Here is an 18,874-nt window from a genome sequence, read left to right as displayed (position 1 = left end):
GCCGGCCGGCGGGACCGCCCCCGAACCTGACGGAGAGCCCGGCGCCCGATGCCAGACACCCTCTACCTCATCGCCGCCGTGCTGCTTCCCTTCCTCGGTGCCCTGGTCGCGGCGGCGCTGCCCCAGAGCGCGCGGCTGGAGGCCTGGCTCGCGGGGGCCGTGGCGCTGCTGACGCTGGTGATGGTGATCCTGGCCTATTCCTCCACCGCGGCAGGGCGGATCCCCCGCGTCGAATTCGCCTGGGTGCCGGAGCTCGGCCTCTCCTTCGTCCTGCGGATGGACGGCCTGGCCGCCGCCTTCGCCATGATGGTCTCGGCCATCGGCTTCCTCATCGTCCTCTACGCCCGCTACTACATGTCGCAGGACGACCCGATCCCGCGCTTCTTCGCCTTCCTGCTGGCCTTCATGGGCTCGATGATGGGGCTGGTGCTGTCCGGCAACCTCATCCAGCTCGTCTTCTTCTGGGAGCTGACCAGCCTCTTCTCCTTCCTGCTGATTGGCTATTGGCAGAACAACGCCGCCGCCCGCGACGGCGCGCGCATGGCGCTCACCGTCACCGCGGGCGGCGGCCTGGCGCTCTTCGCGGGCATGCTGGTGCTGGGCCATGTCGTCGGCAGCTACGACCTGGATGTCGTGCTGAGCTCGGGCGACGCCATTCGCGCGCATCCTCTCTACCTGCCGGCCCTGATCCTGATCCTGCTCGGCGCCATGACGAAGAGCGCGCAGTTCCCCTTCCACTTCTGGCTGCCGCACGCCATGGCGGCGCCGACGCCGGTCTCGGCCTACCTGCACTCCGCAACGCTGGTGAAGGCCGGCATTTTCCTGATGGCGCGGCTCTGGCCGGTCATGGCCGGGACGGATGCGTGGTTCTGGATCCTCTGCCCGGTCGGGCTGATGACGCTGCTGCTCGGCGCCTATGTCGCCATCTTCCAGCACGACATGAAGGCGCTGCTGGCCTATTCGACCATCAGCCATCTCGGCCTGATCACGCTGCTCCTCGGCCTGAACAGCGACCTCGCGATGGTGGCCGCCGTCTTCCACACCATGAACCACGCGACCTTCAAGGCGTCGCTCTTCATGGCCGCCGGGATCATCGACCACGAGACGGGCACGCGCGACATCCGGCGTCTGTCCGGCCTCAACGAATCCATGCCTTTCACGGCGCGGCTCGCGCTGGTGGCGGCCGCGGCCATGGCCGGCGTGCCGCTGCTCAACGGCTTCATCTCGAAGGAGATGTTCTTCGCCGAGGCGCTGACGGCCGCGAACATACCCATCATGATGCGGGTCATCCTCCCGGTTGCGGCAACCATCGCGGGGATATTCGCCGTGACCTATTCCCTGCGCTTCATTCATGGCGCCTTCTTCGGGCCCGAGACGGACGACCTGCCCAAGCGCCCGCACGAGCCGCCGCAATTCATGCGGGTGCCGGTGGAGATCCTGGTCTTCACCTGCATGGTCGTCGGCATCCTGCCATCGGCGACCATCGGCCCGCTGCTCGACATCGCGGTCCGCTCGATCCTGGGCGATGCCACGCCGGAATACAGCTTGGCCGTCTGGCACGGCTTCAACCTGCCGCTCGTGATGAGCCTCGTCGCGCTGGCCGGCGGCGTCGCGCTCTACCGCCTGCTGTACCGGCACCTGAACGCCGGCATCGACGGCACGCCGCTGCTGAGCGGGCTGGACGGCCGCCGCGTCTTCGACCAGGTGATGGTCTTCCTCTCCTGGCGCTTCGCCCGCGCGGCCGAGCGGCTGATGGCCACTGACCGGCTGCAGATGCAGCTGCGCCTCATGGTCTGCATCGCCTTCCTCGCGGCCACCCTCGCGCTGCTGCCGCACGGGCTGACGGCGGGGGAGGTGAAGCTCACCCCGGTCGATCCCGTGGTCGCGCTCATGTGGCTGATGGGCGGCGCCTGCGCCGTCGCCGCGGCCTACCAGGCCAAGTACCACCGCTTCGCCGCGGTGATGCTGCTCGGCGGCGCCGGGCTGGTCACCAGCCTCACCTTCGTCTGGTTCTCGGCGCCGGACCTCGCGGTCACGCAGCTCCTGGTGGAGATCGTGAGCGGGGTGCTGCTCCTGCTCGGCCTGCGCTGGCTGCCTCGGCGGATTGAGATCGCGGGCTCGGGCGAGCTGCTGGCCCGGCTTCGCCGGCTGCGCGACTTCGCCATCGCCGTCGCCGCCGGCGCGGGGCTGACGGCCATCTCCTATGCCACCATGACCCGGGCCTCGCCCGACGGCATCTCCCGGCACTTCCTGGAGCGCGCCTATACCGAGGGCGGGGGGACCAATGTGGTGAACGTGATCCTGGTCGATTTCCGCGGCTTCGACACGATGGGCGAGATTGTCGTGCTCGGCATCGTGGCGCTGACGGTCTTCGCCCTGCTGCGCCGCTTCCGGCCGGCGCCCGAGAGCGTGGGCGTGCCGGACCAGCAGCAGGGCGAGGCGCGCGACTGGCTGGCCATCCCGGCGGTGACCATGCGGCTTCTCTTTCCGGTCATCGTCGCGGTCGCGATCTACCTGCTGCTGCGCGGGCACGACCAGCCGGGCGGCGGCTTCGCGGCCGGGCTGATGCTGGCGATCGGCATCCTGCTGCAATACATGGCCGGCGGGACGCGCTGGGTGGAGGACCATCTGCGCGTGCTGCCGCTGCGCTGGATGGGCGTCGGGCTGCTGCTCGCCGCGGGCACCGGCGCGGCCGCCATCGCCTTCGGCCGGCCCTTCCTGACCTCCTACTTCGCCTATGCGGATCTGGGCGTGCTCGGGAAGCTGCCGCTGGCCACCGCGGTGATTTTCGACCTGGGCGTCTTCGCCCTCGTCTTCGGGGCGACGGTGCTGATCCTGATCGCGCTCGCGCACCAGTCGGTGCGGAGCCAGCGCGCGGCGCCGCCGCCGCCGCCCGAGGCCTATGCCAGGGCAGGGGAAGACTGATGGAGCTGATCCTCGCGCTCGCCATCGGCGTCCTGGGCGGCTCGGGCGTGTGGCTGCTCATGCGGCCGCGCACCTTCCAGCTCATCATCGGGCTCTCGCTGCTCTCCTATGCGGTGAACCTCTTCATCTTCAGCATGGGCCGCTTCCCGATCGGCGCGCCGCCGATCCTGGAGCCGGGCAGCTCGGGCGACCCGGCCACCTTCGCCGACCCGCTGCCGCAGTCGCTGGTGCTGACCGCCATCGTGATCGGCTTCGCCACCACGGCGCTGTTCCTGGTCGTCATGCTGGCGGCGCGCGGCCTGACCGGCGGCGACCATGTGGACGGGAGGCCGCCGCGATGACCGGCTGGCAGCAGCACCTCATGGTCCTGCCGATCGCGCTGCCGCTGATCGTCGGCGCGATGATGATCGCGCTGGACGAGCAGCGGTCGCGGCTGAAGGCGGCGATGGGTATCGCCTCCATCCTCGTGATGCTGGGCGTCGGCATCGCCCTCGCGCTGCAGGCGCATGCCGGCGGCACGGCCATCGGCGTCTATCGGCTGGGCAACTGGCCCACGAGCTTTGGCATCGTCCTGATGCTGGACCGGCTCTCCGCCCTGCTGCTGGTCCTGACCTCGCTGCTCGGCCTGGCCGCGCTGCTCTACGCGCTGCCGCGCTGGCAGCGGATGGGCGCGCATTTCCACGCCCTCCTGCAGTTCCAGCTGATGGGGCTGAACGGCGCCTTCCTGACCGGCGACCTGTTCAACCTCTTCGTCTTCTTCGAGGTGCTGCTGGCCGCCTCCTACGGGCTCGCGCTGCACGGCTCGGGCGTGGCGCGGGTCAAGGCGGGGCTGCACTACATCTCGATCAACCTGGCGGCTTCGCTGCTCTTCCTGATCGGGGTGAGCATGATCTACGGCGTGGCCGGCACGCTGAACATGGCCGACCTCGCGGCCCGCATCCCCTCGATGCCCGCCGCGAACCGGCCGCTGCTGGAAGCGGGGGCGGCCATCCTGGGCATCGCCTTCCTGGCCAAAGCGGCGATGTGGCCGCTGGGCTTCTGGCTGATGCCGACCTATGCGGCCGCCAGCCCGCCCTCGGCCGCGATCTTCTCGATGATGAGCAAGGTCGGCATCTATGCCGTGCTGCGGCTGGTGCTGCTGCTCTTCGGGCCGGAGGCCGGCGCCTCGGCCGGCTTCGGCGGCACCTGGGTGATGGCGGGCGGGATCGCGACCATCGCCTTCGGGGCCGTCAGCGTGCTCGCCACGCAGGACCTGCCGCGGCTGGCGGGGGCCAGCGTGCTCATCTCGTCGGGCACGCTGCTGGCGGCCGTGGGGGCGGGGCAGGCGGCCGTGACGGGCGGCGCGCTCTTCTACCTGGTGAGTTCGGCGCTCGCGATCGGCGCCTTCTTCCTGCTGGTCGAACTGCTGGAGCGGGGCCGCGAGGTGGGCGCCGACGTCCTGGCCGTGACGCTCGAGGCCTTCGGCGACGGCGAGGAGGAGGATGTGGAGGACGACGCGGCCGGTGTCCCGATCCCCGCCACCATGGCCGTGCTGGGCGCTTGCTTCCTCTGCTGCGCGCTGCTGCTGGCGGGACTGCCGCCGCTCCCCGGCTTCATCGCGAAATTCGCCATGCTCACCGGCATCCTCAACCCCGCCGGGCTCTCGGAGGGCCCGGCCCTGGTCCCGCCCGGCGGCTGGGCGCTGCTGATCGCGCTGATCGTCTCCGGCTTCGCGACCGTCGTCGCGATGGCGCGCGCCGGCATCCGCAACATCTGGGCCGCCTCGGACCGCGCGGTGCCGCGGGTCGGCGCCATCGAGATCGCGCCGGTGCTGCTGCTGCTCTTCGTCTGCCTCGGCATGACGGCGGCGGCGGGGCCGGTGATGCGCTACATGCAGGCGACCGCCGCCGCGCTCCACGCGCCGCAGGAGATGGTGCAGCAGGTTCTGGGGCGCGGGCCATGAGGCGGTTGCTGCCCCATCCGGTGGTCTCGGGCTGCCTTTTCCTGCTCTGGCTGCTGCTCAACGGGACGGTCGAGCCCGGGCCGGCCCTGGTCGGCCTCGTGGTCGCGCTGCTGGGCGGCTGGGCGCTGGCGCTGCTCGATCCCGGCCAGCCGAGGCTCCGGCGGCCGGGCCTCGCCCTGCGGCTGGCCGGCACGGTGCTGGTGGACGTGGCCCGCTCCAACCTCGCCGTCACGCGCATCATCCTCGGGTTGAACAAGGATCGGCAGGCCGGCTTCATCCGGATTCCGCTCGCGCTGCGCGAGCCGCAGGCGCTGGCGGTGCTCGCCGGCATCCTCACCGCCACGCCGGGCTCGGCCTGGGTGGAGTTCGACGCCGAGGAGGGCTGGCTCCTGCTCCATGTGCTCGATGTCGGCGAGGAGGAGGAGTGGGTCCGCCTCGTCCAGGATCGCTACGCGCAGCCGCTGATGGAGATCTTCGCATGACGGTGACGCTGCTGAGCTGGTCGCTCCTCCTCGCCCAGCTGATGCTCGGCGCGGCCATGGTCTGCGCCTCCTGGCGCGTGCTGCGCGGCCCGCGCGCGCAGGACCGGGTGGTCGGCCTCGACACGGCCTATGTGAACGCGACGCTGCTGCTGATCACCTTCGGGATCCGCTCCGGCACTTCGGTCTTCTTCGAGGCGGCGCTGGTGATCGCGCTGCTCGGCTTCGTCAGCACGGCGGCGCTGGCCAAGTTCCTCATGCGCGGCGAGGTGATCGAATGATGACGCAGGCGGCCGAGCTCCCCTGGTTCGCCGCGGTGCCGGTGGCGCTGCTGCTGCTGGCCGGGGCAGGCCTGACGCTGGTCGGCTCGCTCGGCATGCTGCGGCTGAAAACCTTCTACGAGCGCCTGCATGCGCCGACCCTCGGCGCTTCCTACGGCATGAGCTGCATCCTGCTCGCCTCGATGATCTTCTTCTCGGTGCTGCAGACGCGGCTCGTCCTGCACGAGATCGCGATCGCCATCCTCGTCCTGCTGACCACGCCGGTGACCCTGATGCTGGTGGCGAGGGCGGCCCTGCATCGCGACCGGCTGGAGCAGAGCCAGGGTGTGCCGGCATCCGCCCGACGCCGGCCCGACGGCGACGCTTCGTAGAGGCGCGGCGAAGCTCTCCGAAGGAATGCCGCCCGCGACCTAGGCGTTCAGAACCCGGCGCAGCGAGGCCTCGATCCGGCCCCCGCAATAGGCTTCGCCATACTCCTCCCGCGCCTGCGCCGCCAGCCTGGCCATGGGCGGGAGATCGCTGACCCGGCGCGCCAGGGCGGCCGTCATGGGGGCGGCCTCGTCGAGGATCGCGGCGATCCGTGGAAAGCGGTCGGCCATCGTCGACCAGAGGATCGCCGTCACGATATCGGCGACGGCCGGCGCTTCGCCGCCCAAGAGGAAGCCGGAGCCCTTCTTCAGGCCATGCCGTCGCCCGGTTTCCTCCCAGAGCGACATCCATTTCTTCAGGCGCGGGACGAAGTCCTGCCAGCGCTGTTCCGTCCACATCTGGCGACCGCCGTCCAGGGTGATCTCGTCGATCACGTCGTTGGCGTCGTTGACGATCTTCATGGTCAGGGCGCGCAGGGCGGGGGTGGCGGGCATGAGGTCCAGCGTCTCGCCGAGATAGAGGATGATGGCCGGCATCTCCGCGATGGCGAAATCCGCCTGTCTGTCGACCAGCATCGGCGGGCCCATGAAGGGGACCGGCATGTTCCTCGCCGATTCACCCATCAGCTTCGAGATCGCCGCATCCCCACCCTCGGTCCAGCTCTTGCCCGTACAGGCCAGGACAGCGCGCACGAACTGGCCGCGGAACGGCAGGGACCAGTAGTAGAGATCGTAGTCGGGCATCTCGGGGCCTCCAGCTCTGGCTCTTGACGCCCTCACAACGCCGCCACAGCGCCGCCGCCGGTATAGCGGCGCGAATTTCTTCGCCTGGTGGACATCCATCGCGGGCGCACCACGTAGCGGATTTCGGACGCCCACTCAGCAGCCCGGGAGTTCTCGCGGTGACAAGACCGATCCTCCAACCTGGCCCGAACCACCCCATCGCCATCGAGCCGCTCGGGCGCAGGGTCACCGTCATGGTAGCCGGCCAGCGGATCGCCGAGAGCGAAAGGGCCCTCCTTCTCCGGGAGGCGGCCTATCCGCCGGCGATCTACATCCCGCGCGAGGACGCCCGGATGGACCTGCTCGCCCGGAGCGACCACGGCTCCCACTGCCCCTACAAGGGCGATGCCGCCTATTTCAGCATCCCGGCCGGCGGAGCGCGGTCCATCAATGCCATCTGGACCTATGAGGCGCCCCATGCCGCCGTGGGCGCGATCCGCGATCACCTCGCCTTCTATCCCGACAGGGTGGATGCGATCGCCTGAGACCGCCCGGTTCCCGGCCGCAGCGGGCCGGACGAGCGGGCCCTGCTGAAACCCGGAGACCGTTCCGGGACTCTATGACGATCGACCGTGCTCCACGGCGAGAGAAATGGGCCGGCAGCGTGTCGGAAGCTGGAGGAAGATCCATCCATGAACGTCATGCATCCCCGGGCGACGGACCCCGCGCGCGCCTTGGCCGAAGGCTATGCGCGGACACGATCGAGGACCGAGGCCCTGGCGGTGCCGCTTTCGGCGGAGGATCAGGTCGTCCAGTCGATGCCGGATGCCAGCCCGACGAAATGGCACCGGGCGCACACCACCTGGTTCTTCGAAACCTTTCTTCTATTGCCCTTCCTGCCCGGCTACCGGCGGTTCGACGAGGACTTCGCCGTCCTCTTCAACTCTTATTACGTCGCGGCGGGCCCGCGGCATGCGCGGCCGCAGCGCGGCATCCTCACCCGTCCCGGCAACGACGAGGTCGCCGCCTATCGCGTCGCGGTGGACGCCGCGATGGCGGAGCTGCTGCGCGACCCGCCGGCCGAGGCGCTGCCGCTGATCGAGCTCGGTCTCCATCACGAGGAGCAGCATCAGGAGCTGCTGCTGACCGACATCCTGCACGCCCTCTCCGGCAATCCGCTGCGGCCCGCCTATGACGCCGCCTGGCGCGAGCCGCAGGGCGTCGCCGGCCCGGCGCGCATGCTCGACGGGCCCGAGGGCATGGTGGAGATCGGCCATGCCGGCGCGGGCTTCGCCTTCGACAACGAGACTCCGCGCCACCGGGCCTATCTGGCGCCCTTCCGGATCGCCGACCGGCTGGTCCGCAACGGCGAATGGCTCGCGTTCATGGAGGAGGGCGGTTACCGGGACGCGCTTCTCTGGATGAGCGACGGCTGGGCCGCCTGCCAGGCCGAGGGCTGGGAGGCGCCGCTCCATTGGGAGCGTCGCGACGACAGCTGGTGGCAGTTCGGCCTGGGCGGAATGCGGCCGGTCGATCCGCGCCTGCCCGTCCGCCACGTCTCCTGGTACGAGGCCGACGCCTTCGCCCGCTGGGCCGGCAAGCGCCTGCCGACCGAACAGGAATGGGAGGCCGCCTCGGCCCTGCCGGGCTTCGCCGAGCGGGCCGACATCGCCTGGCAATGGACGGGCAGCGCCTACCGGCCCTATCCCGGCTTCACGCCCTGGGCCGGCGCCGTCGGCGAGTACAACGGCAAGTTCATGATCGGGCAGATGGTACTGCGCGGCGGGTCGCTGGCCACCCCGCCCGGACATGCGCGCCCGAGCTACCGCAACTTCTTCCCGCCCGGCGCGCGCTGGCAGTTCACCGGCCTCCGGCTGGCGGAGGATGCGGCGTGAGCGGCGCCGTCGATCGCGACGCCGCAACGGCGCAGGCCCAGGCGCTGCGGGCCGACGCGCTGGCCGGGCTGGCCGGCACGCCGAAGACGCTGCCCTGCAAATGGCTCTACGACGCCGAGGGCTGCCGGCTGTTCGAAGCCATCACCCGGCTCCCGGAATACTACCCCACCCGCACCGAGATGCGGATCCTGGAGGAAAGCGGCGCGGCGATCGCGGAGGCCATCGGTCCCGGCGCGGCGGTCGTCGAATTCGGTCCCGGCGACGGCGCCAAGGCAGTGCAACTGCTCGGCACCCTCCAGGCCCCAGCGGCCTACCTTCCCGTCGATATCGCCGCGGAGTGGCTGGAGGCGGCGGCCGGGCGGGTGTCCGCCGCTTTCCCCGGCCTTCGGGTCCGGCCCGTGGTGGCGGACTTCACGCTACCCTTCGACCTGGCCGGGCGGGCCGCCGGCAGCACGACCCATCTGGGCTTCTTCCCCGGCTCCACCATCGGCAATTTCGAGCCGCAGGAGGCCGTCGCCTTCCTGCGGAGGGCCCGGGCCAGCCTGCGGCCAGGGGCGCGGATGCTGCTCGGCGCCGACCTCGTGAAGTCGGCCGCGATCCTGGAGGCCGCCTATGACGACGCCGCCGGCGTCACGGCCGCCTTCGACCTCAACCTGCTGGCGCGGCTGGACCGCGAGGCCGGCGCCGATTTCGACCTCGCGGCCTTTCGTCACGAGGCGCGCTGGAATGTCGAGCTGGAGCGGATCGAGATGCATCTGGTGGCGCGGCATGCCCAGAGCGTGCTGGTCGCCGGGCATCGCTTCCGCTTCGGTGCCGGCGAGAGCATCCACACCGAAAGCAGCCACAAGTATCGGCCGGATCGCCTGCGGGCGCTGGCGGAGAGCGCGGGCTGGCGGCCGGCCCGGATGTGGACCGATCCGGAGCAGCTCTTCTCGGTCTGGCTGCTGGAAGCCTGATCAGGTCGCGGCCTTCTCCAGAAGGGCCTCCAGCGTCACCGAGCCGCCCTCCGCCAGCGGCACCGCGCGGGCGCCACGGGCGAGCATCTGCGACAGGGCATCCCGCAAGGTCGCATCCGCGGGCAGGGGCGGGCCGGCTGCGGCCGCATCGCCCCGCGCCGCCGTGGCGGGAAAGAGTTCGAGCCGCGTCAGCGCGCGATCGGTGCCGAGGAACTCCGCCACGAAGCCGTCGGCCGGGTGGGCCAGCAGCTCCGCCGGGGGCGCGTGCTGCACCAGCGCGCCGTCCCTCAGGATCGCCACGGCATCCCCCAGGCGCATCGCCTCCGCGACGTCGTGGGTGACGACGAGCACGGTCTTGCCCAGCTCGCGCAGCAGCTTCAGCACCTCGTCCTGCAGCTGGCGGCGGCGCAGGGGATCCACCGCGCCGAAGGGCTCGTCCATGAGCAGGACCGGGGGATCGCCCGCCAGCGCACGGGCCACGCCCACCCGCTGGCGCTCGCCGCCCGACAATTCGTGCGGACGGCGGTCGGCGAAGCCCGGCAGGCCGACGAGCTCCAGCACCTCCGCCACGCGCCGCCCGATCCGCGCCGTGTCCCAGCCCAGCAGCACCGGCACGGTCGCGACGTTCTCCGCGATGCTGCGATGAGGGAAGAGGCCGACCTCCTGGATCACGTAGCCGATGCGGCGCCGAAGCCGGACCGGGTCCTGCCGCAGGGCATCCTCGCCGGCGATCTGGACGCGGCCGGCGGAGGGCTCGACCAGGCGGTTCACCATGCGCAGCGTGGTCGTCTTGCCGCAGCCGGAAGGGCCGATCAGGGCGCAGCTCGTCCCTTCCGGCACGTCCAGGGTGACATCTGCCACTGCGGGTTTCGCGGCGCCCGGCCAGCACTTGGTCAGCCCTTCCAGCCGGATCATGCCTGAACCCTCCGTTGCAGCCGGCGCTCCAGCAGGCCGAAGCCGGCCTCCGTCAGCAGGGCCAGCGCGGCGATCGCCGCCGCGCCGAGCAGCATGCGGCCGGTGTCCAGAAGGGCCAGGCCCTGGGTGACGAGATCGCCCAGCCCGCCTCCACCGATGAAGGTGGCGAGGGCGGCGGCGGAGACCACCTGCACGGCGGCGACACGCAGCCCGGAGAAGAGCAGGGGCAGGGCCAGGGGCAGCTCGACCCGGAAGAGCACCTGGCCGGGCGACATGCCGAGCCCCGTCGCGGCGGCGACGGCCGCCGGATCGGCGCCCCGGATCCCGGCGAGCAGGTTCACCAGCACCGGCGGAACCGCGAGCAGCGCCAGCGCGATCACCGAGGGCGTGAACCCTACGCCCAGCAGCGGCAGCAGGGCCGCCAGCACGGCCAGGCTTGGCACGGTTCGAAGCGCGCCGGCCAGGGAGATGGCGAGCTCCGCCAGGCGCGGACGGTGCGCGACCGCGAGCCCGAGCGGCACCGCCACGCCGATCCCCATGGCGAGCCCGACCAGCGAGAGCAGAACATGCTCGGCCACCGCCCCGGAGAAGGCCCCGGGATGGGCCCGCAGCCAGGCCAGCGTCTCGCCGAGCATCCCCATCATGCGATCCTCGGCAGCCGCCGCTGCACCGCGCCCAGGGCCTGGTCCAGCAGGAGCGCGAGGGCGGCGACCAGGAAGGCGCCCACCAGGATCTTCTCCGTATGTCCCTGGTCCAGCCCGGTGAGGATCAGCGTCCCCAGCCCGCCGGCGCCGATATAGGCGGCGACGGTCGCGGCCGAGACCACGGTGACGGAAGCGACGCGCAGCCCGCCCAGCAGAACAGGCAGGGCCAGCGGAAACTCGACACGGCAGCGTCGCTGCCAGGGGCCGAGGCCCATCCCCGCCGCCGCCTCCTTCACGGGCTCCGGCACGGCAGTGATGCCGGCCACGATCGCGCGCAGAAGCACCGGCAGCGCGTAGGTCACCAGCGCGAGCAAGGCCGGCGCGAAGCCGAGGCCGATCACCGGCACCAGCAGCGCGAAGACCGCCAGCGTCGGCAGGCTGTAGAGGAGGCTCGCGCCGCCGAGCAGCCAGGCGCTCAGCCTCGGCCTCCCGGCCGCGAGCAGGCCGAGCGGCAGGGCCAGCGCCAGCGCGATGACGAGCGACGCGAGCACGAGTTCGAGATGGTTGGCCGTCGCGGCCAGGATGGTGTCCAGGTTCCGCCCGGTCCATCGCATCAGCCAGGGTTCCGTGCCGCGAGGAAGCGGCGTGCGACATCGCGCGGCTCATCGCCGTCCTGATCGACCTCGCGGTTCAGTCGCTGCATCACCGCATTGTCCAGCCGGCGGCTCACCGCGGCCAGCGGCGCTTCGAGGCCGGGCGCGTCGCGCAGGGCCGCGCCGCGGATCACGGCGCAGAGCTGATACGGGGGCCAGAGCCGGCGGTCGTCCACCAGGGAGGTGTAGCCGCCCACGGCGATCTGCCAGTCCGTCGCATAGGCGTTCACGACATCCGCCTGGCCATGCGCGAGCGCCGCGTAGCGTAGGCCCAGCGCCGAGAACTGCCGGAAGCGGCGGAACTGCATGCCGTAGACCCTGCGCAGCCCCGGCAGGCCATCCGCCCGGTCGGCGAACTCGTTGCCGGCCGCGAGGGTGAGCTTGGGCGCTTCGCGGGCGAGGTCCGACAGGGTGGCGAGGTCGAGCCGCCGCGCGGTGGCTGGGGTGACCAGGAGCGCATTGCCGTTGTCGATGCCGGAGGGGGCGATCCACCGGAGGTCGAAGCGTTCGGCATAGCCGGCCTGGACCCTGGCGAGGATGCCGGCCGGATCGCCTTCCAGGGGTTCCCGGAGCACCACGCCGAGACCTGTGCCGGTGTATTCCGGATAGAGGTCGATCTCGCCGCTCAGCAGGGCGCTCTGCGCGATGGCGGTGCCGCCGAGATTGAGGCGCCGCTCGACCGTCATGCCCTGGGCTTCCAAGGTCTGCGCGTAGAGCTCGCCGACGACCAGCTGTTCGGTGAAGTTCTTGGAGCCCACGCGAATCCGCGGGCTGGCGCCTGCCACGCTGGGCAACAGCCAGGGCAAGGAGAGCGAGGCGCGCCGTGCGAGGGTCACGGCGGCATCCTATCGGAAGCGGCGCAAATTTCCAGGCGAACACGGCGGGCGCCTGAGGCCGCGAAGAACTCGCAGCCCTCGACGACTCCCGGCGAAGCGAAGGCTATCGGAAATACCCCCGCCACCACTCCACGAACCGCCCCAGCCCCGCCCTGAGGTCCGTCGTTGGCCGCCACCCGAAGTCCCGCTCCATCGCCGAGACATCCGCGAAGGTTCCCGGCACGTCCCCCGGCTGCATCGGCATCAGCACCCGCCCGGCCTTCACGCCCAGGAGCTCTTCCAGGATCGCCACCAGGTCCAGCAGCGGCTCCGGCCGGCTGTTGCCGATATTGTACACCCGGTGCGCGGGCGCGGCCGGCGGATGGTCCAGCGCCGCGACCACGCCCGCCACGATGTCGTCCACGAAGGTGAAGTCGCGCATCATCCGCCCCTCGTTGAACAGCCGGATCGGCTCGCCCTTCAGCATGGCCTCGGTGAAGAGCCAATAGGCCATGTCCGGTCGCCCCCAGGGCCCATAAACCGTGAAGAAGCGCAGCCCGGTCAGCGACAGCCCGTAGAGGTCCACATAGGCCTTGCTCATCATCTCGCCGGCGAGCTTGGTCGCGGCATAGAGCGAGGCCGGACGGTCGGTCCGGTCCGTCTCGCGGAAGGGGCCGTCCTCGCGGGAGCCATAGACCGAGCTGGTCGAGGCATAGACCGTGTGGCGAATGCGCCCCTCGCTGCGCCGCACGCCCTCCAGGACGGAAAGATGGCCGGTCACATTGGCGCTGGTATAGGCGAAGGGCGCCTCGAGCGACCACCGCACCCCGGCCTGGGCGCCCAGGTGCACGACGCGGTCGATGCCGCCGTCCGGCCCCATGAGCCGGAGCACGCCCTCCACATCCGCCAGGTCCATCCGGAAGAAGGCGAACTGGGACGGGCCTGCATCGGCGGTCAGCGCCGCAAGCCGCGCCTCCTTCAGCCCGGGGTCGTAATAGGGGTTCAGGTTGTCGAGGCCGATCACCTCCTCGCCGCGTGCCAGCAAGGCGCGACAGAGATGTGCGCCGATAAAGCCGGCCGCGCCGGTCACGAGAACGCGCCCCATTTCGTCAGTCTCCCTGCCGCTGCCCTATGCTGTGGCCGGCTGCCGCGGTCAATGCGAGGTCTATCCGCGGCCGCGATAGCCCGGCACGTCCTGCGGCGGAATCCAGACGCCTTCGGGCGGGGCGCCGGTCTGGTAGAAGACGTCGATCGGGATTCCGCCGCGCGGATACCAGTAGCCGCCGATCCGCAGCCAGGCCGGGTCCAGCAGCGCCACCAGCCGCCGCGCGATGTCCACCGTGCAGGCCTCGTGGAAGGCCCCGTGGTTGCGGAAGCTGCCGAGGAAGAGCTTCAGGCTCTTGCTCTCCACGATCCAGCCGCGCGGCACGTAGTCGATCACCAGATGCGCGAAATCCGGCTGGCCGGTCAGCGGGCAGAGCGAGGTGAATTCCGGCGCGGCGAAGCGGATGCAATAGGCGAGATCGGCATGCGGGTTGGGCACGCGCTCCAGCACGGCCTGGTCCGGCGAGGCGGGCAGGGGGGTATGGGCGCCCAGCTGGGTGAGGCCGCCCGTCTCGGTCCTGGTGCTCATGTCTGCTCCTCCCCGGCCAATCCTCGCTCGATCGCCGCGGCCTCCGCCTCGAAGCGCCCTTCAAGGATCGCCCCGCGCATCCGCGCCATCAGATCCTGGTAGTACTGGATGTTGTGCCAGGTCAGCAGGATCGGGCCGAGCATCTCGTCGCATTTCAGCAGGTGGTGCAGATAGGCCCGGCTGTGGCCGCGGCAGGCGGGGCAGGCGCAGTCCGGGTCCAGCGGCCGGTCGTCCTCGGCGTGGCGGGCGTTCCGCAGGTTGAGCTGGCCGCGCGCGGTATAGGCCCGCCCCATGCGGCCGGAGCGGGTCGGGATCACGCAGTCGAACATGTCCACGCCCCGGCGGACGGCGCCCAGCAGGTCGGCGGGCTTGCCCACGCCCATCAGGTAGCGCGGCTGGGTCTCGGGCAGCATGGGCACGGTGAAGTCCAGGGTGGAGAACATCGCCTCCTGCCCCTCGCCGACGGCGAGGCCGCCGATGGCATAGCCCTCGAAGCCGACGGAGGTGAGGGCGGCGGCGCTCTCCGCGCGCAGATCCTCATAGGTGCTGCCCTGGACAATGCCGAAGAGCCCATGGCCGTCCCGCGCCTCGAAGCAGCTCCGGCACCGCGCTGCCCAGCGCATGGAGAGGCGCATGGACTTCGCGGCCTCGTCATGGGTGGCGGGGAAGGGGGTGCATTCGTCGAAGCACATGGTGACGTCGGCGCCGAGCAGGCGCTGGATCTCCACGCTGCGCTCGGGCGTGAGGCGGTGCTTCGAGCCGTCCACATGGGACTGGAAGGTGACCCCGTCCGCGTCCATCTTCCGCAGCCCGGAGAGGCTCATCACCTGGAAACCCCCGGAATCCGTGAGGATCGGGCCCTTCCAGTCCATGAAGCGGTGCAGCCCGCCCAGCCGCGCGATCCGTTCGCCGCCCGGCCGGAGCATGAGGTGGTAGGTGTTGCCCAGCACCATCCGCGCGCCGGTGGAGCGCACGGCGTCGGCGGTCATCGCCTTCACCGTGCCGGCGGTGCCGACGGGCATGAAGACCGGCGTCGGCACCGTGCCATGCGCCGTGTGCAGCGTGCCGGCCCGGGCGCGGCCGTCCGACTGCTGGTGGGACCATTGCAGGGTCATGCCGTGAGGTCCGCCTCCTCGCGGAAGAGCAGCGAGGCGTCGCCATAGGAGAAGAAGCGGTAGCCCTCGGCCACCGCATGCGCATAGGCGCGCCGCATCCGCCGCGTTCCCGCGAAGGCGGAGACCAGCATGAGCAGGGTGGATTTCGGCAGGTGGAAGTTGGTCATCAGCAGGTCGGCGGCCCGGAAGGGGAATCCGGGCAGGATGTAGATGTCGGTGAGGCCGGAAAACACCGGGATCGGCGCATGGCGGTCCTCCACCCCACGCGCGGCGGTCTCCAGCAGCCGCAGCGCCGTCGTGCCGCAGCAGAGGATGCGCCGGCCTTCGGCGCGCGCCGCGTTGATGATGGCGGCGGCCTCGGCGCCGAGCTCGCCCCATTCGTGGTGCATGACGTGCCGGCGCGGGTCCTCCTCGCGCACGGGGAGGAAGGTGCCGGCGCCGACATGCAGCGTGACCGTGGCCCGCTTCACGCCCCGCGCCTCCAGCGCGGCCAGCAGCCAGGGCGTGAAATGCAGGCTGGCCGTGGGGGCGGCGACGGCGCCGGGCCGCGCCGCGAAGACGGTCTGATAGTCGGCGCGGTCCTCGGCGCCGGGGCCGGCCTCGCGCTGGATATAGGGGGGCAGGGGGATCTCGCCGGCCTGCTCCAGCGCCGCCATCAGCCGCGCGGGATCGGTGCCGAAATCCAGCCGCGCGCTGCCGCCCTCGAACTTTTCCAGCACGCGGGCCGTCAGCTCGGCGCCCTCGATCGCGATCTCGTCGCCCACCCGCAGCCGCCGGGCATTGCGGATCAAGGCATGCCAGCTGCCGTCGCCCTCGGCGCGGTTGAGCATGACCTCGATGCGCGCCTCGCCGCGGCGCGCGCGCAGCCGGGCGGGGATCACGCGCGTGTCGTTCACGACCATCACATCGCCGGGCTCGAGCAGCGAGGGCAGGTCGCGCACGCCGCGATCCTCCAGCGTGCCGCCGCGCACGACCAGCATCCGGGCGGCGTCGCGCGGGCGCAGGGGCGCCTGGGCGATCGCGGCCTCGGGCAGCGCATAGTCGAAGTCGGATGTGGCGAGCGTCATGGGCCGTGGCGGTTACCCCGCGGTCGCGTCCGGCGCAAATTCCCGGAAGCCGGGAACACCTTCCATATCGCGACGGACGCGACAAATCCCGGCGTCAGGCTGCGACAGGCGGCTGCGAAAACTTCTCCGGACAGGAGATGCCGACATGGATGCCCACAGGATCGAGCTGGTGCGCGCAAGCTTCCCCAAGGTCGCGGCCATCGCCCCGCAGGCGGCGCGCCTCTTCTACGGCCGGCTCTTCGACCTCGACCCCTCGGTGGAGCGGCTGTTCGATCCCGCGCGCATGACGTCCCAGGGTGCCAAGCTGATGACGGCGCTGGGCTTCGTCGTCGCCCATCTCGACCGGCCCGAGCGCCTGCTTCCCGTGGCGCGGGACCTGGCGGTGCGCCATCTGAGCTACGGCGTGCGGCGCGAGCACTATATCCCGGTCGGGGAGGCGCTGCTCTGGACGCTGGAGAAGGGCCTGGGCGACGGCTTCACGCCGGAGCTGCGCGCCGCATGGGCCGAAGCCTATGTGACCCTGGCGGCGGCGATGACCGACGCGGCCTATGTGGAGATGGCGGCATGACCCCCGCGGCGGCTCGCGCGGCACATGCGACAATTCCCGCCCTCTGGCAGCAAATGGCTGCGACATGGCGCGCCCAGGCTCCCTCCAACGCCGCGGGGGAACGGGCTATGGACGAGAAGGGCATCCGGCTGATCCGCCGGAGTTTCGCGCAGGTCGCGGCCCTCGCCTCGCCGGCGGCGATCCTCTTCTACGGGCGGCTTTTCCGTATCGATCCCGCCCTGCGCGGCCTCTTCACCAGCGCTGACATGCGGGTGCAGGGCGCGCGGTTCATCGCGGCCCTGGGCTACGCGGTGGCGACGCTGGACCGGCCGGAACGGCTGCTGCCGATCGCCCGCGACGTGGCGCTGCGCCTCGGCTTGCGGCCGGAGCACCACCGCCCGGTCGGCGAGGCGCTGGAATGGATGCTGGAGGAATGCCTGGCCGAGGATTTCTCCCCCGAGCTGCGCGCCGCCTGGAACAAAGCCTATCGCGAACTGACGGCGACGATGGCCGCCCAGGAGCGTCCCGCATGGGTGGTCTGACGGCCACGGTCTGATCAGCGCCAGGCGCATGGCCCGCCATGCGTCGGGCGCATTTGCTGCGGCACCGCGAGCCGTGGAAGATGCCGCCTTCCAGGGGGAGTCCGGGAAAAGCATGTCCGCCACGACCCGCAATGCCGGGCTTCTCATTGCCTGCGCCGTCGCGGCCGCCGCCCTGGCCATGGGCCTGCGCCAGAGCTTCGGCCTCTTCCTCGCCCCCATGACGGCCGAGCGCGGCTGGTCCACCTCGGGCTTCGCGCTGGCCATCGCCTTCCAGGTCCTGCTGAACGGCTTCGCCCAGCCGCTCGCGGGCCAGGTCGCCGACCGGATCGGGGCGCGGCCCGTGGTGCTGGGCGGCGCCATCCTCTACGCGGCGGGCATCCTCGGCATGGCGCTGAGCGAGGGGCTGCCGCTCTTCACCTTCTTCGCGGGCGTCGTCATGGGCGTGGCCGTGGCCGCCGCCGGGATGCCGGTGATCAGCGCGGCCCTCACGCGCGGCCTGCCCGAGCACATGCGCGGCCGCGCGGTGGGCCTGGGCACGGCGGGCTCGAGCTTCGGCCAGTTCCTGGTCGTGCCGCTCAGCCAGCTCGGAATCAACCTCGCGGGCTGGCAGGGGGCGCTCTTCCTCATGGCGGGGATGGCGCTGCTGATGGTGCCGCTCTCCCTGCCGCTCGGCGCCGCGCCGGCGCCGCCCAAGCCGGGCACCACCGAGCAGACGGCCGGGGAGGCGCTGCGCGCCGCCACCTCCTCGCCGAGCTTCTGGTGCCTCTTCGCCGGCTTCTTCGTCTGCGGCGTGCATGTGAGCTTCCTGGCCGTCCACCTCCCGGGCTTCGTGGCGACCTGCCACCTGCCGGCCTCGGTCGGCGCGGCCTCGATCGCGCTGATCGGGCTGTTCAACGTGGTGGGCTCGCTCGGCTCGGGCGAGCTTTCCCAGCGCTGGAAGCGGCGCGAGCTGCTGGTCGCGATCTATGCGCTGCGCGGCGTGCTGATGGCGGTCTTCCTCTATGCCGAGAAGACCACGACCAACGTGCTGATCTTTTCCGCCTTCATGGGGATCCTCTGGCTCTCGACGGTGCCGCCGACCGTGGCGCTCTGCGCGCGCAACTGGGGCACGCGCTGGCTGGCCACTATCTTCGGCATCGTCTTCCTGGGCCACCAGCTCGGCGGCTTCACCGGCGCCTTCCTGGGCGGCTACATCTTCGACCTGACCGGCAGCTACGACCTGATGTGGAGCGTCAGCATCGCCTTCGCGGCCTTCGCGGCCTTCATCCACCTGCCGATCAAGGATGGGCCAATCAAGGATGGGCCGACCAAGGCTGGCCCGCCATCTCCCGTCCCGGGCCTGACGCCGCCGGCCGGGCGGGCTACATAGGGGGC

The 18,874-nt window shown here is 71.2% G+C and carries 21 protein-coding genes; 12 read left to right on the top strand and 9 right to left on the bottom strand.

The features are described 5' to 3' along the window. The first annotated feature begins 48 nt into the window (after positions 1 to 48). From EJV46_RS05100 to mnhG, 6 genes are read left to right on the top strand one after another with little or no spacing between them, the layout of a single operon-like run. Entirely contained in the window at positions 49 to 2,925 is a 2,877-nt protein-coding gene (locus EJV46_RS05100; protein ID WP_131547492.1) for a monovalent cation/H+ antiporter subunit A, read from the top strand. Next, positions 2,925 to 3,266: a Na+/H+ antiporter subunit C gene (locus tag EJV46_RS05095; protein ID WP_131547491.1), complete on the top strand. Its 342-nt coding sequence runs from the start codon at positions 2,925 to 2,927 to the stop codon at positions 3,264 to 3,266. The genes EJV46_RS05100 and EJV46_RS05095 overlap by 1 nt, the downstream gene beginning before the upstream one ends. After that, positions 3,263 to 4,867 (top strand): monovalent cation/H+ antiporter subunit D, encoded by a 1,605-nt coding sequence (locus EJV46_RS05090; protein ID WP_131547490.1) that lies wholly within the window; start codon positions 3,263 to 3,265, stop codon positions 4,865 to 4,867. Before EJV46_RS05095 ends, EJV46_RS05090 begins: the two co-directional genes overlap by 4 nt. Beyond that, positions 4,864 to 5,349 (top strand): Na+/H+ antiporter subunit E, encoded by a 486-nt coding sequence (locus tag EJV46_RS05085; RefSeq protein ID WP_131547489.1) that lies wholly within the window; start codon positions 4,864 to 4,866, stop codon positions 5,347 to 5,349. The genes EJV46_RS05090 and EJV46_RS05085 overlap by 4 nt, the downstream gene beginning before the upstream one ends. Next, a complete protein-coding gene (locus EJV46_RS05080; protein ID WP_131547488.1) occupies positions 5,346 to 5,627 on the top strand; it encodes a K+/H+ antiporter subunit F in 282 nt (93 codons plus the stop codon). Before EJV46_RS05085 ends, EJV46_RS05080 begins: the two co-directional genes overlap by 4 nt. Continuing rightward, entirely contained in the window at positions 5,624 to 5,998 is a 375-nt protein-coding gene (gene mnhG, locus EJV46_RS05075; protein ID WP_240782405.1) for a monovalent cation/H(+) antiporter subunit G, read from the top strand. Before EJV46_RS05080 ends, mnhG begins: the two co-directional genes overlap by 4 nt. Before the next feature lie 39 nt (positions 5,999 to 6,037). Here mnhG and EJV46_RS05070 read toward each other — a convergent pair whose 3' ends face one another. Further along, positions 6,038 to 6,739, bottom strand: a complete 702-nt coding sequence (locus tag EJV46_RS05070; protein ID WP_131547486.1) for a glutathione S-transferase — start codon at positions 6,737 to 6,739, stop codon at positions 6,038 to 6,040. Positions 6,740 to 6,897: 158 nt separating this feature from the next. Here EJV46_RS05070 and EJV46_RS05065 point away from each other — a divergent pair, with 158 nt between their 5' ends. From EJV46_RS05065 to egtD, 3 genes are all read left to right on the top strand, one after another. Next, the gene (locus EJV46_RS05065) at positions 6,898 to 7,263 is read left to right on the top strand and encodes a DUF427 domain-containing protein (RefSeq protein WP_240782404.1); all 366 of its coding nucleotides are present in this window, start codon (positions 6,898 to 6,900) and stop codon (positions 7,261 to 7,263) included. Positions 7,264 to 7,410: 147 nt separating this feature from the next. Continuing rightward, positions 7,411 to 8,613: an ergothioneine biosynthesis protein EgtB gene (gene egtB / locus EJV46_RS05060; RefSeq protein WP_131547485.1), complete on the top strand. Its 1,203-nt coding sequence runs from the start codon at positions 7,411 to 7,413 to the stop codon at positions 8,611 to 8,613. Then, positions 8,610 to 9,569: an L-histidine N(alpha)-methyltransferase gene (gene egtD, locus EJV46_RS05055; RefSeq protein WP_131547484.1), complete on the top strand. Its 960-nt coding sequence runs from the start codon at positions 8,610 to 8,612 to the stop codon at positions 9,567 to 9,569. Before egtB ends, egtD begins: the two co-directional genes overlap by 4 nt. On the opposite strand, the gene EJV46_RS05050 is transcribed toward egtD, so the two are convergent. The 8 genes from EJV46_RS05050 to queA all read right to left on the bottom strand — a co-directional run bounded on the left by EJV46_RS05050 (position 9,570) and on the right by queA (position 16,411). Continuing rightward, complete coding sequence (locus EJV46_RS05050; RefSeq protein WP_131547483.1) at positions 9,570 to 10,484, bottom strand: ABC transporter ATP-binding protein; 915 nt, start codon at positions 10,482 to 10,484, stop codon at positions 9,570 to 9,572. Then, positions 10,481 to 11,125, bottom strand: a complete 645-nt coding sequence (locus tag EJV46_RS05045; protein WP_206020702.1) for an ABC transporter permease — start codon at positions 11,123 to 11,125, stop codon at positions 10,481 to 10,483. The genes EJV46_RS05050 and EJV46_RS05045 overlap by 4 nt, the downstream gene beginning before the upstream one ends. Continuing rightward, positions 11,125 to 11,742, bottom strand: a complete 618-nt coding sequence (locus EJV46_RS05040) for an ABC transporter permease (protein ID WP_131547482.1) — start codon at positions 11,740 to 11,742, stop codon at positions 11,125 to 11,127. Before EJV46_RS05040 ends, EJV46_RS05045 begins: the two co-directional genes overlap by 1 nt. After that, positions 11,742 to 12,617: a glycine betaine ABC transporter substrate-binding protein gene (locus EJV46_RS05035; RefSeq protein ID WP_131547481.1), complete on the bottom strand. Its 876-nt coding sequence runs from the start codon at positions 12,615 to 12,617 to the stop codon at positions 11,742 to 11,744. The genes EJV46_RS05040 and EJV46_RS05035 overlap by 1 nt, the downstream gene beginning before the upstream one ends. 103 nt (positions 12,618 to 12,720) lie before the next feature. Beyond that, the gene (locus tag EJV46_RS05030; protein WP_131547480.1) at positions 12,721 to 13,701 is read right to left on the bottom strand and encodes an NAD-dependent epimerase/dehydratase family protein; all 981 of its coding nucleotides are present in this window, start codon (positions 13,699 to 13,701) and stop codon (positions 12,721 to 12,723) included. A gap of 60 nt (positions 13,702 to 13,761) precedes the next feature. Beyond that, entirely contained in the window at positions 13,762 to 14,229 is a 468-nt protein-coding gene (queF, locus tag EJV46_RS05025) for a preQ(1) synthase (RefSeq protein WP_131547479.1), read from the bottom strand. After that, positions 14,226 to 15,344, bottom strand: coding sequence for a tRNA guanosine(34) transglycosylase Tgt (tgt, locus tag EJV46_RS05020; protein ID WP_131547478.1), 1,119 nt, complete (start codon positions 15,342 to 15,344; stop codon positions 14,226 to 14,228). The genes queF and tgt overlap by 4 nt, the downstream gene beginning before the upstream one ends. After that, on the bottom strand, positions 15,341 to 16,411 hold the full coding sequence (queA, locus tag EJV46_RS05015; protein ID WP_131547477.1) for a tRNA preQ1(34) S-adenosylmethionine ribosyltransferase-isomerase QueA: 1,071 nt from the start codon (positions 16,409 to 16,411) through the stop codon (positions 15,341 to 15,343). The genes tgt and queA overlap by 4 nt, the downstream gene beginning before the upstream one ends. Before the next feature lie 145 nt (positions 16,412 to 16,556). Here queA and EJV46_RS05010 point away from each other — a divergent pair, with 145 nt between their 5' ends. From EJV46_RS05010 to EJV46_RS05000, 3 genes are all read left to right on the top strand, one after another. Next, on the top strand, positions 16,557 to 16,979 hold the full coding sequence (locus EJV46_RS05010) for a globin family protein (protein WP_131547476.1): 423 nt from the start codon (positions 16,557 to 16,559) through the stop codon (positions 16,977 to 16,979). A gap of 107 nt (positions 16,980 to 17,086) precedes the next feature. Next, a complete protein-coding gene (locus EJV46_RS05005) occupies positions 17,087 to 17,500 on the top strand; it encodes a globin domain-containing protein (protein WP_131547475.1) in 414 nt (137 codons plus the stop codon). A 112-nt stretch (positions 17,501 to 17,612) separates the two neighbouring features. Next, complete coding sequence (locus EJV46_RS05000) at positions 17,613 to 18,869, top strand: MFS transporter (protein ID WP_131547474.1); 1,257 nt, start codon at positions 17,613 to 17,615, stop codon at positions 18,867 to 18,869. Positions 18,870 to 18,874 lie beyond the last annotated feature (5 nt).

Origin of the sequence: Roseococcus sp. SYP-B2431, assembly GCF_004336745.1 — a bacterium.
Taxonomy (GTDB): Bacteria; Pseudomonadota; Alphaproteobacteria; order Acetobacterales; family Acetobacteraceae; genus Roseococcus.
This window is presented reverse-complemented; position numbering and strand designations above follow the sequence as displayed.